General features: G+C 59.0%; 14 protein-coding genes. All 14 read right to left on the minus strand.

The features are described 5' to 3' along the window. Positions 1-88: 88 nt before the first annotated feature. Complete coding sequence (locus tag QNI87_RS08540) at positions 89-961, minus strand: hypothetical protein (protein ID WP_300595786.1); 873 nt, start codon at positions 959-961, stop codon at positions 89-91. After that, positions 918-3,458 (minus strand): hypothetical protein, encoded by a 2,541-nt coding sequence (locus tag QNI87_RS08545; protein WP_300595787.1) that lies wholly within the window; start codon positions 3,456-3,458, stop codon positions 918-920. Before QNI87_RS08545 ends, QNI87_RS08540 begins: the two co-directional genes overlap by 44 nt. A gap of 59 nt (positions 3,459-3,517) precedes the next feature. Beyond that, the gene (locus QNI87_RS15750; RefSeq protein WP_366146176.1) at positions 3,518-4,213 is read right to left on the minus strand and encodes a fimbria/pilus periplasmic chaperone; all 696 of its coding nucleotides are present in this window, start codon (positions 4,211-4,213) and stop codon (positions 3,518-3,520) included. Positions 4,214-4,276: 63 nt separating this feature from the next. Next, complete coding sequence (locus tag QNI87_RS08550) at positions 4,277-4,759, minus strand: hypothetical protein (protein WP_300595788.1); 483 nt, start codon at positions 4,757-4,759, stop codon at positions 4,277-4,279. A gap of 297 nt (positions 4,760-5,056) precedes the next feature. Beyond that, positions 5,057-5,413 carry a transposase gene (locus QNI87_RS08555; protein WP_300595789.1) on the minus strand — a complete coding sequence of 119 codons (357 nt, stop codon included), beginning with the start codon at positions 5,411-5,413 and terminating at the stop codon, positions 5,057-5,059. 22 nt (positions 5,414-5,435) lie between these two features. Then, positions 5,436-5,747: a transposase gene (locus QNI87_RS08560; protein ID WP_300595790.1), complete on the minus strand. Its 312-nt coding sequence runs from the start codon at positions 5,745-5,747 to the stop codon at positions 5,436-5,438. 291 nt (positions 5,748-6,038) lie between these two features. Next, positions 6,039-6,962 (minus strand): photosynthetic reaction center subunit M, encoded by a 924-nt coding sequence (gene pufM, locus QNI87_RS08565; RefSeq protein ID WP_300595791.1) that lies wholly within the window; start codon positions 6,960-6,962, stop codon positions 6,039-6,041. Beyond that, positions 6,962-7,801, minus strand: coding sequence for a photosynthetic reaction center subunit L (gene pufL, locus QNI87_RS08570; RefSeq protein ID WP_300595792.1), 840 nt, complete (start codon positions 7,799-7,801; stop codon positions 6,962-6,964). The genes pufM and pufL overlap by 1 nt, the downstream gene beginning before the upstream one ends. A 100-nt stretch (positions 7,802-7,901) precedes the next feature. Next, a complete protein-coding gene (gene pufA, locus QNI87_RS08575; RefSeq protein WP_300595793.1) occupies positions 7,902-8,099 on the minus strand; it encodes a light-harvesting antenna LH1, alpha subunit in 198 nt (65 codons plus the stop codon). Between the two features lie 68 nt (positions 8,100-8,167). Continuing rightward, on the minus strand, positions 8,168-8,341 hold the full coding sequence (gene pufB / locus QNI87_RS08580) for a light-harvesting antenna LH1, beta subunit (protein ID WP_300595794.1): 174 nt from the start codon (positions 8,339-8,341) through the stop codon (positions 8,168-8,170). A 154-nt stretch (positions 8,342-8,495) separates the two neighbouring features. Then, entirely contained in the window at positions 8,496-9,956 is a 1,461-nt protein-coding gene (gene bchZ / locus QNI87_RS08585; RefSeq protein WP_300595795.1) for a chlorophyllide a reductase subunit Z, read from the minus strand. Continuing rightward, entirely contained in the window at positions 9,953-11,509 is a 1,557-nt protein-coding gene (gene bchY / locus QNI87_RS08590) for a chlorophyllide a reductase subunit Y (RefSeq protein ID WP_300595796.1), read from the minus strand. Before bchY ends, bchZ begins: the two co-directional genes overlap by 4 nt. A gap of 3 nt (positions 11,510-11,512) precedes the next feature. Next, the gene (locus QNI87_RS08595; protein ID WP_300595797.1) at positions 11,513-12,502 is read right to left on the minus strand and encodes a chlorophyllide a reductase iron protein subunit X; all 990 of its coding nucleotides are present in this window, start codon (positions 12,500-12,502) and stop codon (positions 11,513-11,515) included. After that, entirely contained in the window at positions 12,499-13,431 is a 933-nt protein-coding gene (gene bchC, locus QNI87_RS08600; RefSeq protein ID WP_300595798.1) for a chlorophyll synthesis pathway protein BchC, read from the minus strand. The genes QNI87_RS08595 and bchC overlap by 4 nt, the downstream gene beginning before the upstream one ends. Between the last annotated feature and the right edge of the window lie 106 nt (positions 13,432-13,537).

The raw sequence follows: 13,537 nt of genomic DNA on the forward strand, positions 1-13,537 counted from the left end.
CGCTGCCGTACTCTCATCCGATCGCATCTCGCTGCGCCCTTATCTCGACGCTCAGCCTTCGATCAGGATTGTCTACTCCGATTACTCTTTAGTCTGTCTCGACCCGAACCAGGATCTCATCACGATACTGGCCAGCTGCCGCGCTGGCAGTGCTACCGATGACCACCTCCCCTCGGTACACTTCGCCCGCTGGCTCAATGAAAGGCTGAAACATGGTATAAGGTTGTCGTAGATCGACCGCAGTCCCATCGACGCTCAACGCGTAATCGATCGCTGCTTCTCCTGGCCCTGAGAGATTCTTCAACTGGCCGCCGTTGGTTGATGTCATGGTGATCGTAATTGGCGAATTCGCGCGCGTTTGCAGGTAGAACCGTTGCCTGTCACCGGTCTCAAGCTCCGCAAAGTCCAACAGCAGCGTGTCCAAGCCACTTTGATTCGCCGATAGCGCTACGCTTGCTTTGACAAGGCTCGGTATCGCTTCAACCACCAATATATTTCGCACCTCCAAGACTTCATCAATCCCAAGATCCACGAGCTCGAAGATGATGGACTCAGACGTTTCTCCAGCTTGTCGACTGGGCACGACTTGCGGATCAATTCGCAAGATCAAGCGCGTGCGCGTCGACGCGCCGAGCCGCAAGCGGTACACCCCATCGGCCCGCCGCTCGAACTGGAAGGCTGCGCTGTCCGGACTTAGAGACACATTGTAGAGACTGGTGCCGATGCGAAACGGTAAGGGTGAACGATCGTTGCCGATGAACCTGGCTTCAAGATCACAGGTACCGTTCCCGCGATTCTCGATCGTTATTGTTTCATCTTGGAGGATGACATCATCCTCCAAAGCGTTAATCGTGACTTCGGTCCTGACGGGGATCTGCAGAATCGGATCACAATCCACGCTCTGAGCGAGCGCCGGCTTAGCGACAATCAAGAGTATCAGTGCTAGCAAGCGGTAAGCCATTTTCATCAACCTCAAGTCGAACATCTGGCACGTGAACTAATCCGCTTTCGTCATCGGGCGACTGCGGGGTGAAAGTGCCGACATTCTTGCCGTCGATTATAACCGTTACAGGCTCGAGTGACGTGCCTGTGATAACAAAGCGGCCAGCCTTCGAAGTAAAAAAGTCAATGCGACGACCAGCCTGACAGGCTGTAGCAATAACTCCGCGCAAAGGATCACCGTTTGCCGTAAACGCTTGCCCGATTAAAGAACGCCAATTCGCGCTTCCATAAAAGAAAACGTATCCGCGGCCAAACGCTGGCACAAGCTCAATCTTCTCTGACTCTATTGTGTAGCCCTGCGGGCGGTCATTCATACGGGTCTCGTTGCGAATTGGTCGAAAACCGCGGAGTGGAAGAACCGCTGGACCCAAGTCTCCAGTCTTCGCTTCCGTGATCCGACCCGTCGAGTTCTGGATTTCGAGCTGCCGTCCCTCGAGAGATTCATGTGTCTTTGCCAGCAAAAAGCTGTCTTGAACGCCCCTTGTTCTTCCAAAGCCAAAGTGCCCGTCCGCGAACGCAGCGAATGTGGATAGGGTGCCTCGAATTTGCTGAATACCGCTTTGTCGGCCATCTTGATCTCGGAAAGACGCGGAAATGTCGGCGACAAAACGGTTGTCGACATAGTTACCCGAGGCAAACACTTCTGTGCCGGTGTCGGATTGAACAATTTCCACCCTTCCTGCCACGTCTCCGATTTCTTGCCTCGAGAAACGTTCGACAGAGAAGCTTCGCCGCATCTGGTCAGTGTCAAAAAGCGCTCTGCCGCGCCCACTGCTGCCAAATTGAAAGGTGGCGGATACCAGAGCGCTAAAGCTGGTCCCCCTCTCGTCTTCAAGGGCGCTAAGCCGAGCGTTCAACTGAACACCTCTCACCTGCGTTGTGACTGTGAAGTTCACGCCCATGATCTCTGGGAGTCGATCGCGTTGCCGCCGGTAGAAAGCGTTGGTGTTTATCGAGAACAGGCTGGGCAAGGATAAGCCGACTGTGACGTTCCCGGAGTGCGAAATACGGTTCTCGGCCAGCGTATTGAACGGAGAGCCGAAATGACGGCTCTGATACTCATAGAACACGCTTGCATTCAGAAAAGCCCCGGACTCTGAAATCTGGGTTTGGCTGTCATACTGGGTTGTGACAGACCAACCGTCGCGCTCTGTGCGCGAGTAGGCAGAATTCACAAGGACGGGGCCGAAAGGGGTGGCGACCTGCGCTTCAAAGCCAGCTTGAAAATGAAAGTCGGCATTCGACTGAAGGTTGAACCCTGCGGTGAGTGTCTCCGAGAGGCCGGCGCGCACGTATCCTGAAGCAACGCCAGGGCCAGCGCTGCCCAAGTTTTGAAGGGAGCCAGCGCTGAAGCCAAAGTCGACGAGCCCGGGATTCAACAGATCGCCTGCGAAGGTCAGTGTCGAATTCAAAACTTCAACGCGCCCTGTGGGGCCCTGCGCGATGATTGAGACATCGTTCTGGCCTGATACAAGGGGGAGGTCATCCACGTCGTATTGCCCAGCAGGCAGGAAGAGCCTTTGAACCACGACCTGGTTCACGATGACCTCAACCTCGGAATCATCCTCAAGCAAGAATGACCGGCGACCGCTGGGCGCAAGATTGCGGAAAGGCTGTAACTCATCGAATTGCTTCGAAAGGGACACTCCGGTCAGCTCGCCGCCGAACTGCAGCGCGCGGGTCGGAGGGAAGATCTCTCCGGCGGTAAAGCGAAGCGACTGTTCGGGCCAATCCTTGATGACCTGAAGGTTGTCGACGGCAAACTCTGCGTCGTCAGAAGTCGTGAACTCTACAATCCCTGCAACCGCCAGATCGAGGCCGCCTCCGATACCGACGAGCGTCTCTGCAAAGATGTCAGGTGAGCCGATTGAAAGCTCCCCATCTGCCGATTGATCGCCTCGAAACTGAAGAAAGATCTCGCTCCCGATTGAGAAGTCGGCAGGGGTCAGATCGTTCGTTATTGAAAGGATTGATCGGTTGGCGGCAAAGCTAAGTGTTGTAGTCGGCTGAGCTTCCGCCGCGATATCTATACGGACGACCACTTCAGCTGCGTCGAATTGGACCTCGATACCGAAGGGCTCCAGATCAGCTGGAGTGACAAATCGCCCCTCGCGTCGAACTTCGGTCAAGAAGACAAAGGCCTCAGAGTCGATTTCGAGAGAGGAGCGAAATACATCTTGAAGAGATGCAGCGCGAAAGCGCACAAGACCCTCGGGGCTTGTCTCAAAGATGATCTCATCAACAAGATTGCCGCCAACCAAGACCGGTGCTGCGACCTTGAACCAGGATGTATCGTGTTCGGGAGCCGACGTTTCCGCGGCGGGTTCAAAGAGCGGCTCAGCCTGCGGACCAGCGTCTGTATCCGGTTCCAGAGCGACAGTAGTAGAGTCGTCCGACAGGCATGCGGGATTACCCACGCCACATGCAATTACCAGCGACTCGAACGTAAGCGCCAACACGATTTGTCAGACTTGGTCAGAACGTGAAAAAGCCATCGGTCTGCCCCCGTTAGCGATTAGAATTCCACAACAACCTTCGCGGCCGGGTCGCTAGCTGGGAGTTCCTCAGGCTCGATTACAAATTCGCGGCTTGAGCCGGGCTCAAGCAGAGAGAACCCCAGAAAGTTGAGCGTTTTGAAAGGAATTCGCTCGCCTCCCGAGTCAACTAGAAACCATGTTCCGCGCTTGAGGATCGCGTGCCTCGTACCATCATTGCGCGCAGAAACCCGAATCCGTCCGTCAGGCTGTCGGGTCGACTCCACACTTACCCGTGGTTGCGTATCAGAGGCCGACACTGACAATCCGAGTCGATATTGAAGCCGTAGCGCAACCCCTGAGGCATCGCTGTCAGAAGGTCGCCGTGCGGCGGTGTCGGTGAGAATTAGACTGTAATACCCGACGTCGGGTCCAGCGTCTGGGCCCACGTAACGAACGCGGATGTTTTGTTGCGCTCCAGGTTGAACAAGCGCCTGGGGGGGGAAAACCAGGAATTCGTCGCTCGCGTCTTCAACGCGCTCTTCTCCGTCTGGATCAAGCGCACGGCTGACAACGCTTACTTCCAGAGTGAGTGGGGTTGTCTTGCTGTTCGTGACAGTGACGACCGCGCCTCTACCACTGGGCTCGACTTCAAGAGTCATCGGGCTAGCGCTGAACTGCGCGGCCGCTGGTGAACTCAGCAAGAAAAGAAGAAAAGAAACCCAATACAGCCGCATAGCTGCACCCCCCGTAAGCGAGATGATCGCGGGCACGATGTGCGCCCGCGATCACTCGTGCAATTAGGGCTTTTCGACCGTCACGGTGAGGTCGCCGGTGTAAGTACCAGCGGCCTGTTGGTTTCCAACTTGGATCAGCGCGAGAGTGAAGATCTCACCGTCGAGAAAATCGCTATCCGCCGTGAAGGAACCGGTTGAGCCGCAGGGGCCGTTAATCAGCGAACCTGCAGCAGCATCTGCGTTGGTTCCCTGTTTGAAGCGAACACTGAAGTCTACCGAATTCGTGCCTGAAGTCAGCTCACAAGGCCCGGTGACGGCCACGTCGATCGACTCGCCAATGAAGTTCGTCGAGATCACAAATTCCGCAACGTCCTGTGAGTTGGTGGCGTCGATCAGGTTGACGCTGCTGATGGCGCCAGCTTCAATGCCCACATTCCCTGCGACTTCACCCGTTAACGTGATCGTGACATCGTCGACTGTTTGCTGCGCCGAAGCGCCCGAAGTAACCGCCAATGCAGCGACCATACCAATAAGCAACTTTTTCATAGTAGTTCCTCCGATAAATTGATTTGTTGGTCTCGATCGCTTTCGCAATCATTTTTGCGCCCGTGATACGACAAAGTCGGTGAATTACCGCTCTGTTCGTTAGTTAATATAACATAACCGATCCGCTCCCGAGTCGGTCAAGGAATCTTTCGAGAATAGCCCGGACGTCTAAAAATGGGACAATATGGGGTCAGATTGCGCTCCCTATCACCGCTGAGACCGGGCCGAAGGCTCATGATCCGCGAACGATAGCCGTGCAGAGAAGAGTATGATGGCTGGGTAGAAGTTGTCGGCTTGTTAGTCGTATCGTGTTGCCAGGCCTCTGGCGTGTTCGAGTTTTCCGAAGAAGCGCTCGATCAGGGTGCGAGAGCGGTAGCGGAAGGCGCTTAAGGGGAGCCCCTTGCGGCGGTTGCGCCTTGCCGGAGTGTTGGCAGAGCACGCCGCGCGCTTTGCTTTCGGGCGAATGGTGTCGGCGTCATGCGCTTTGTCGGACGGGAATGTGCGGCCTTGCGACACCGCGTCGAGCCGTGGCTTGGCCTGGCGGCAATCGCTGGCCTGCGCTTCGGAAGGAGGCAGGCCGACCGGCAAGCCTCGGCCATCGACCAGCGCATGGATCTTGATCGTCAGAGCGCCTCGGGCCTTGCTGCTCGCCATGCCCCCGGCATGGCTGCGCCTCTCACTCCCATGCAGCGATCCGGGCCACCCTTTTGAGGTCCGCACCATGCCGGTGGAGGCGGATCGAGGCACTGTCGATCATGACCAGTTCGCGACCGAAAGCTGCGCTGAAAGAGGCCAGAAGCCGGTCGCGCACACCGGCTTTGCGCTGGCGGTCGACACGGCTCTCGCTGGTGGTGTGCGGACCATAGCGCACCGGGATATCCGCCCACGGACTGCCCGTACGCAAGCGCCACACTATCCCGTCGGTAACCCGACGATCATCGACCCGAGGCACGCCGCGCACATTGTTCGGCGATAAGAGCTCAATCACCGACCGCTCAAAGTCTGCAAGCCCAAAGCTGCGACGCGCTATCCGAGGCTCCCATCCAGAGCCTTGGATCCATAACACGCAACAAACCCAAGTCCGTCTATGAGACTACGGCCTGGCGCTGCCGTACTCTCATCCGATCGCATCTCGCCTTTCCAAGGACGCAAGCGAAAAGGCCCGACCTTGCTGACCCTCATCGAGGGAGCAGGGTCGGGCCTTTGATGCCGACCGGTAGAGCCCGCTACGCTTGGTGTTAATCAGGCTCTACCGCAGGGCGGCTATGGCACCAGAAGCTCAAACAGGAGCGTAATAGTGCTCTTGCGCCCAGATGTACCAATTCTCGACCACGGTGCCCGACAGCAGCACGCCGATACCACCGGTCAGTGTGGTCAGGACGGCGAACCACCAGGCCCAGCGGTGGATCGATTCGATCGAAGCGTTGAAGCCCATCGTCCAACGCCAGAACAGACCACCACGCTCGGCAGCCGTACCCCGGTCCGTGATCTGCTCGATTTCCCGCTCGGCCCCATAGCGACCGGTCGCCAGAATGGTGGCGCCGTGCATCGCGAACAGGATCGCCGAGCCATACAGGAACACGATCGAGAGCGCGTGGAAGGGGTTGTAGAAGAAGTTCCCCCAGATGAGCGAAAAGTTGTTCGTCCAGATCAGGTGACTGAAGATACCGTAGGGAACCGCTTCGTGCCATCCCGTTCCCAGCATCGGGCGGATGAAACCCAGCACGAGGAACAGCCAGATTGCCGAGGCGAAGGCCCAAGGAATGTGGTAGCCCATGCCGAGCGCGCGGGCGCGCATATAAGTCCGGACCCACCAGCACAGCACCGAGATGGTGAGGAAGGCGCCGGTCATGATGAACCAGCCGCCCTCTTTCAAGGGGACGATGAAGTCCTTCCCGTATTCCGGTCCCGGCGGATCAAGCGAAAGCCAGAAAAACTCGCGCATGAACGTCTGCGGGCTCCAGTTTGCTTGCTCGGCAAAGTTCATCCCGATGATAAACAGCGCGGCAAAACCGAAAGCGAGACTGAATATCCCCATCCAGCCAAGGTAAACCGGGCCAAGCTGCGCCTGGCCCAGCTTGCCCATCCAATAGGAATAGCCGGTGACGTTATAGCGCGGTTCGCTCATGTCCAGGTGCGGGACGCCAAGCTCTGGCTCGGCCTTGACCTGCACCTGCGTGAAGATGTTTTGATATGTAGCCATTAGGACAAGGCCTCCCCTTCCCAAATCGGAATTTCACGCCAGAATTCCCAGAAATCGACCCAGCTTCCCACATAGATCGGACCTGAGATCACGATACAGATCGCGCTCCAGAAACCCGCGTTCAGCGCCAGGAACAGGCCCACGCGGTGAATCCCGAGCGTGCCGACCGAGTATCCGATGAAATCGCGGAAATAGGTGTCTTCGTATTCCGGCGTCTTCACCTCGGTGTCGTTCGATGGGTTCACCGCCGAAAGCACCAGGCCGCCATGGAGCGCGAGCGCGAGACAGTTCGTGAAAAAGAACGTGATCGCGAGCATGTGGATCGGGTTGAAGTGGAAATTGCCGTAGGTGTACCCAGTGTAGGACACCCAATCGAGGTGGGTCCAAATGCCGTATGGGAATGCGTGCCCCCAAGCGCCCATCCACATGGGCCGGATGACCTGCAGCGTGAAATAGGCAAACACCGCCGTCGCGAACGCGATCGGCACGTGGTACGTCATGCCCAGTTTGCGGCTGATTTCAGCCTGCCGCATCACCCACGATCCAAAGGCAATGAGCGCGCATACGGTGATCCACTGCCAGTAGCCGCCCTGATCGAGCGGCATGATTGAAAGGCCATTTTCAACAGCCGGTGGCTGAATATCGATGAGCCAGGGATTCATGGTCGGGCCTTCGAGAGCCGCTGAGAAAATCAGCATCGTGCCAAGGGCCGCGCTGATGGCCGTCGTCACCCCAAAGAATCCGACATAAAACGGGCCGACCCAAAAGTCGAAGAGGTCGCCGCCGACTATTGTGCCTCCGCGCACGCGGTATTTCCGCTCGAAACTAAGGAGCGCCATAGGTCCATCCTTCCCGCCGCAAGAGGCGGGTTTTGAAGGTTTGCCAGAGTGTTAGGAGGCAGGCAGGCGAACCTGCCCCCTCACATTTTCTTCGCGTCCGTCAGCCAGCCGCCGGTGCGTCCAGCAGTTCGACCGAAGCCGACTGAGAAGCGATCGGGGCGCCCGACGCTTGATCCAGCCAGTTGTAACGGTCCGTGCTCAGAAGCAGGAAGTGGATGGTGAAAGCGAGAACCGCCAGGCCAACGTGAAGACCCACGAGGACGCGACGGATGTCAAATTGAAGCCAGATTCTCCACATGATGGAATTCCTTATGCTTGTTGGATGAAATGCTTATGTGATCAGCCACAGGGCCGCTCACGAAGCAATCAGAGGCCAAAGCCGCCAGTGAACCACGGCTTGTGAGCCCAGATCAGCACATGCGCCACGACCGCAATCGCGACATAGAGCGTGAATGTGCTCATGAAGCCTTTGTGGATCTCCTGGGCCTCTTCAGGCGTCAGGTAAGTGCCGATGCGCTCACCGGGAGTCGGATCAACCATTTCTTAGTCTCCGTATCAGTTGGGTATTTGAGGGCTAAGCCCCCGTCGGCATCCCCGCGTGATCCCCCACGTGGATTGGATGAGCCCGATCCCCAGGCAATTCCGTGACTAATCGCGGCCACACCCGCGTCGTTTTTGAAGAGCGAGACGAGCCTCATGCGCGTTCTCCCTCCAGCAATGCCTCGGCGAGGCAATCTTCGGTCACGCAGCTCGTCCCGCTTTGGCGGGCGGCGCGTTCGGCGGCGTCGCGTAGACGCTTGGCCGCGGAAATTCGAACCAGCACCGGTTGCTTCTCGACAAGTCTATCGAGCCGGGCTTTGGCTTCATTGTCCCAGATCAATTCCGCCTCGATCCGGGTAGGAGTGGCGGGGGCCTTGTCCATTTCGGTGCCGAGCGGCAGAATGTGGAACAGCGCATCGAAGAGCGCGTTACACACTTCCTGCACCAGATAAGTCGCGCCAGCGTAGCCCATGAACGGCGTGCCGGTGTGTCGGCGGATGGCCGCGCCTGGAAAGCTTGCCGGAATGAACTGGCCTTGCGGCCCCATTCCGCGATTGCCGCATTCGGCCATGTACATCCGCTCATTGTAGGAGCCGAACATGACAAGCGGCGGGTTTGCGCGGATGGCGGCGCGCACATCCTCATTCACGGGCTTGACCCCCGCGCAGCGCGAGAAACTGAGCGCACACGGCAATCCCATGTCCTCTTCAAGGAAGTGGCGAATGCCGCGCGCGTAGGTTTCGTTGGCGACAATGCCGAAGCTTGCCGTCCCGAAGAAGTCCTGTGTGACCGAGCGCCACAGATCCCACAGCGGCTTGATCGTGGTGTGCTTCTCGCGCTCGATGAAGGGTTCGGGATCAAGACCCAGTTCCTCGCCTAAGGCGCGGAGGAATTTGGTCGTCGACGTAAGGCCGACCGGGGCCTGAAAGTAGGGTATCTCGAGCGTCTCGCAAAGATTGCGACCGAACTCGCGATACATGCAGATATTGGCGTCAGCGGTCGCAAGATTGCGGATGTCGGCAAGGTGACTGCCGAGTGGGAAGACCATCCCAACCTCGGCGCCAATCCCCTCGACCAGCCGACGGATCTCGGCGAGGTCCGAGGGCATGTTGAACATGCCATAGGACGGGCCGATGATGTTGACGACCGGCTTCTCGCCTTCCTTACGCTCTTTGCGCTTGGGCATCTTCTTGGGCCCGAATTCGGTCCACAGCCATGTGAGCGCGCGGTCGGCAGACTGCCATTGGTCTTCATCGATGGTGCGCGGCAGGAAACGCTTGATGTTCGTGCCTTCAGGTGTGACGCCGCCGCCGATCATCTCAGCGATGGATCCGGTGACCACAACGGCGGGCAATTCGGTGTCGAGTGTTTCCCAGGCCCGCCTCATCGCGCCTTCGGTGCCGGTTTTGCCAAGCTCTTCTTCCGCAAGGCCGGTAACCACAATCGGGAGCTCATGCGGAGGAAGGGCATCGGTGTAATGCAGCACCGACGTCACCGGAAGGTTCTCGCACCCCACCGGACCATCGATGATGACCTGCAAGCCTTTTACCGCCGTGAAGACGTAGGTGGCGCCCCAATACCCGCCCGCGCGATCGTGATCGAGGACGAGCGTCATGTGCCGACCGCCTCTGATGCCTTGCGCGCCGCTTCGTTCAAGGCCGCGTATTTCTTGCGGAATTTCGGTCGATCAACGGGCGTGTCTTCCCAGACGCCGGCAGCGTGCTCGGTGCCCACGCCGTCGAAGAACTCGCGCATCGCCTGGAAGCGACCCTTGTTGGCCATCGCTGCGTTGATCACCTGCGCGAGGCTGCCCGCGCCAGCCGGGCCCATGAGCGGCCGCGCAGATATGAGATTCGTGAAGTACAGCGCCGGGATCGCCTTGGCCTTGGCGTGCTGGACAACAGGAGTGGTCCCAATGGCGAGATCCGGTCGGTGCTCTTCGACCGCCGCGATGTCTTCTTCGAGACTGGCGCGGAAATTGACGGTCACGCCGCGCGCTTCAAGCCATTCGCGATCGGTGTCCGACCATTTGGTCTTCGGACAGGCGCTCCCGACATAGCGAACTTCGGCACCGCTCTCGATCAGAAGGCGGGCCACGAGGAGTTCTGAACCTTCATAGCCAGAAACCGTGATGCGCCCATCGATCGGTTGCGAGGCCAAGGCACCTTGGCAGGCGCCGATCATGGCGTTTTTGACCCCGTCTACTTTATCTTGCGCCAGACCGAGGGTGTCGCCGAGCGACTGGAGCCAGGCGGCCGTACCATCGGCCCCAACCGGGGCAGAGCCGATGACGGGCCGTCCGGCGTGTTCGAATTCGCGAATACTGGCGGTGTAGAAGGGGTGAATTGCTGCTGCCACCGCGCAATCGAGTGCCGAGTAGAGCTCGCGCCACTCGCGCGTGGGCACGACCGGGCCAGCGGCCAGCCCCAAGGGCTCTAGCATCTGCCCGATCACGACTGGGTCAGCGGGGAACATTTCACCCAGAAGGCTGACCGTCGGCTTTCGATCTTCCGGATTGGCCTTCAACCCGTCCGGCGCGGCGACGGGGCCAGCGGTGACCTCTTCGCGAGCGTAGGCGAGCATGGCGCCTGCCAAGACGTCCTTCGCCTCGGCATGGGTTGGGATGCCAAAGCCAGGCACGTCAATGCCGATGATCCGTACGCCGTTTATCTGCTTCTTGAGCAGGCGCAGCGGCACTCCGCTCGCCGTGGGAACGCACAGATTTGTGACGACGATCGCGTCGTAATTCTCCGGGTCAGCCAGTTCCTCCACCGCTTCTTTGATGTCCTCGAACAGCTTGCCGGTGACGAGCGTTTCGGAACTGAAGGGCACATAGCCCACCGTCCGACGCGCGCCGTAGAAATGCGAGGTGAAGGTGAGACCGTAGACACAGCATGCGGAACCCGAAAGAACCGTCGCGGTACGCTTCATCCTCAGACCGACGCGCAGGCTGCCAAACGCCGGGCACATCGATTGCGGTTGATCATGCGGTCCGCGTTCCGGGTCGACAGGATAGTCGACCGCGTACTGGTCCAGAATTTCGCTCTTGCCAGCCTTTCGGGCGGCTTCGCGCATGGTTTCCTTGCTTGAGCAGCCGCCCGAATGCGCCGCGCCGAGATCAAGCTGGTCGCGAGTGCGTTGCGCATCGAGGGGGGTGCGTTCGCTCATCGCTCAAACCTCGTCGTAGATCACTTCAAGGCTTGGTTTTTCTTCGAACACGCCGCCGCGCATATCGGCCTGGGTAGCGGGCACTAGTTCGACATTGCCCCCCGTGTCCTCGGGACTGAAGAGGTCAAGAAGGCCGTCCTGGTCAAGCGGCTTGGGCTGTTGTGGGGGCGCCTCAGCGACGTTCTTTGCGAGCTCTTCGAACAGACCGCCCCATTCGCCGCCGGGCTTCCCGATGATCTGATAATTGGCGCTCTTGCGGCGGATATCCTCATCGGCGGGGATCGCGGTCAGCACCGGAATGTCGACAGCTTCGGCGAACGCCTGCGCCTCGCCGGTGCCATCGTCCTTGTTCACGATCATGCCAGCGACACCGACATTGCCGCCCATCTTGCGGAAATATTCGACCGCGTGACAGACATTGTTGGCGACATAGAGTGATTGCAGATCGTTCGAGCCGACCACGATCACTTTCTGACACATGTCGCGCGCGATCGGCAGGCCGAAGCCGCCGCATACGACATCGCCGAGGAAATCGAGCAGGACATAGTCAAAGCCCCATTCGTGAAAGCCCAGCTTCTCCATAAGCTCAAAGCCGTGGATGATGCCGCGGCCACCGCAGCCGCGTCCGACTTCCGGACCGCCCAGTTCCATGGCGAAGACACCGTCGCGCTGGAAGCATACGTCCTCAATGGTAACGTCCTCGCCCGCGAGCTTTTTCTTGGAGGAGGTTTCGATGATCGTGGGGCAGCTTTTGCCGCCGAACAGGAGGCTGGTTGTGTCCGACTTGGGGTCACATCCGATCAGAAGCACGCGCTTGCCCTGCTGCGCCATCATGTAGCTGAGGTTCGAAAGCGCGAAGCTCTTGCCCGAACCACCCTTGCCATAGATCGCGATGACCTGCGTTTCGCTTTTCGCCTCGCCGGTTTGGACAGGGTCGGGTTCCTGCGCGGCCTCTTCGCGAAGCGCTTCGGCCTGAGAGTCCAGCATGCTCATACGGCGTTCCAATCAAGGATCATCTTGAGGCAATCGGGATCGTCGAAAGCCTGGGGGTAGGCGTCCTCGGCCTCGACCGCGGGGCGGCGGGTGCTGATGAGTCCCGCCAAATCGAGCCGACCGCTTTCCACAAGTTCGCGGGTCATGGCCATGTCGTCAGGCTGCCATTCTGCGGCGATGCGCAGACGCGCCTCAGCCTGGAAGGCAGGGGCAAACGCGAAATCGACGCGGCCCGAATAAAAGCCAGCCAAGACGATCTCACCGCCTTTGGAAAGCCGGCTGATCAGGCCATCGAGAACGCTTGCATCCCCGCTGGCGTCATAAATGGAGCGATAGTCGAATCGTGCGTCCTGATCTGGAGCGAGTACGGTGTATCCCTCGCTGCCCATTTGGCGTGCCGGATTTGTTTCCCACACGGTGGGTGCCGGTTCGCCCAGGGCGATGGTCAGGCGGGCCAGCAAACGCCCTAGCACACCGTGTCCGACAATGAGATCCGGCGCAGCACCGTCGTTGATAGCGTGGAGGGCGGTCGCAGCGAGCGCGAAGAGCGCTCCGGATTCGCCGAGCGCTTCTGGCACCGGCAAGGCCCGAGCCGAGGGCACGACGACCCGCCTGGCTGTTCCTCCGAAAAGGCCACGCGCCGCTGTGTAACAATTTGCGCCGGCAACAAAGACCCAGTCGCCGATCCGCTCGCGCGCTTCGTCGCCTGCATCAATGATGCGTCCAACCGATTCATAGCCTGGAACAAGCGGATAACCCATGCCCGGAAACTGCGGCATTCGCCCCGTCCAAAGCAGCTTCTCAGTGCCCGTGCTGACGCCGCTGAAAGAGATTTCGACAAGAACATCGCCCGGACCCAGAGGATTTAGCTCAAGCGTCCGAAGCGCCAAGCGCTCGGGTCCCTCAAGAATTACGGCCAGCGTTTCCATTGCGACTGCCTTCTTCAGGCTCCCTCTTGGCGATGGGTGAAAAAACGCGACTCGCGCCTCGCCCAAAGCTGGTTCTCCTAATTGTCTGCTACGCCTTACTAGCCTG

The sequence above is a fragment of the Erythrobacter sp. genome, assembly GCF_030066995.1.
Lineage (GTDB): Bacteria > Pseudomonadota > Alphaproteobacteria > Sphingomonadales > Sphingomonadaceae > Erythrobacter.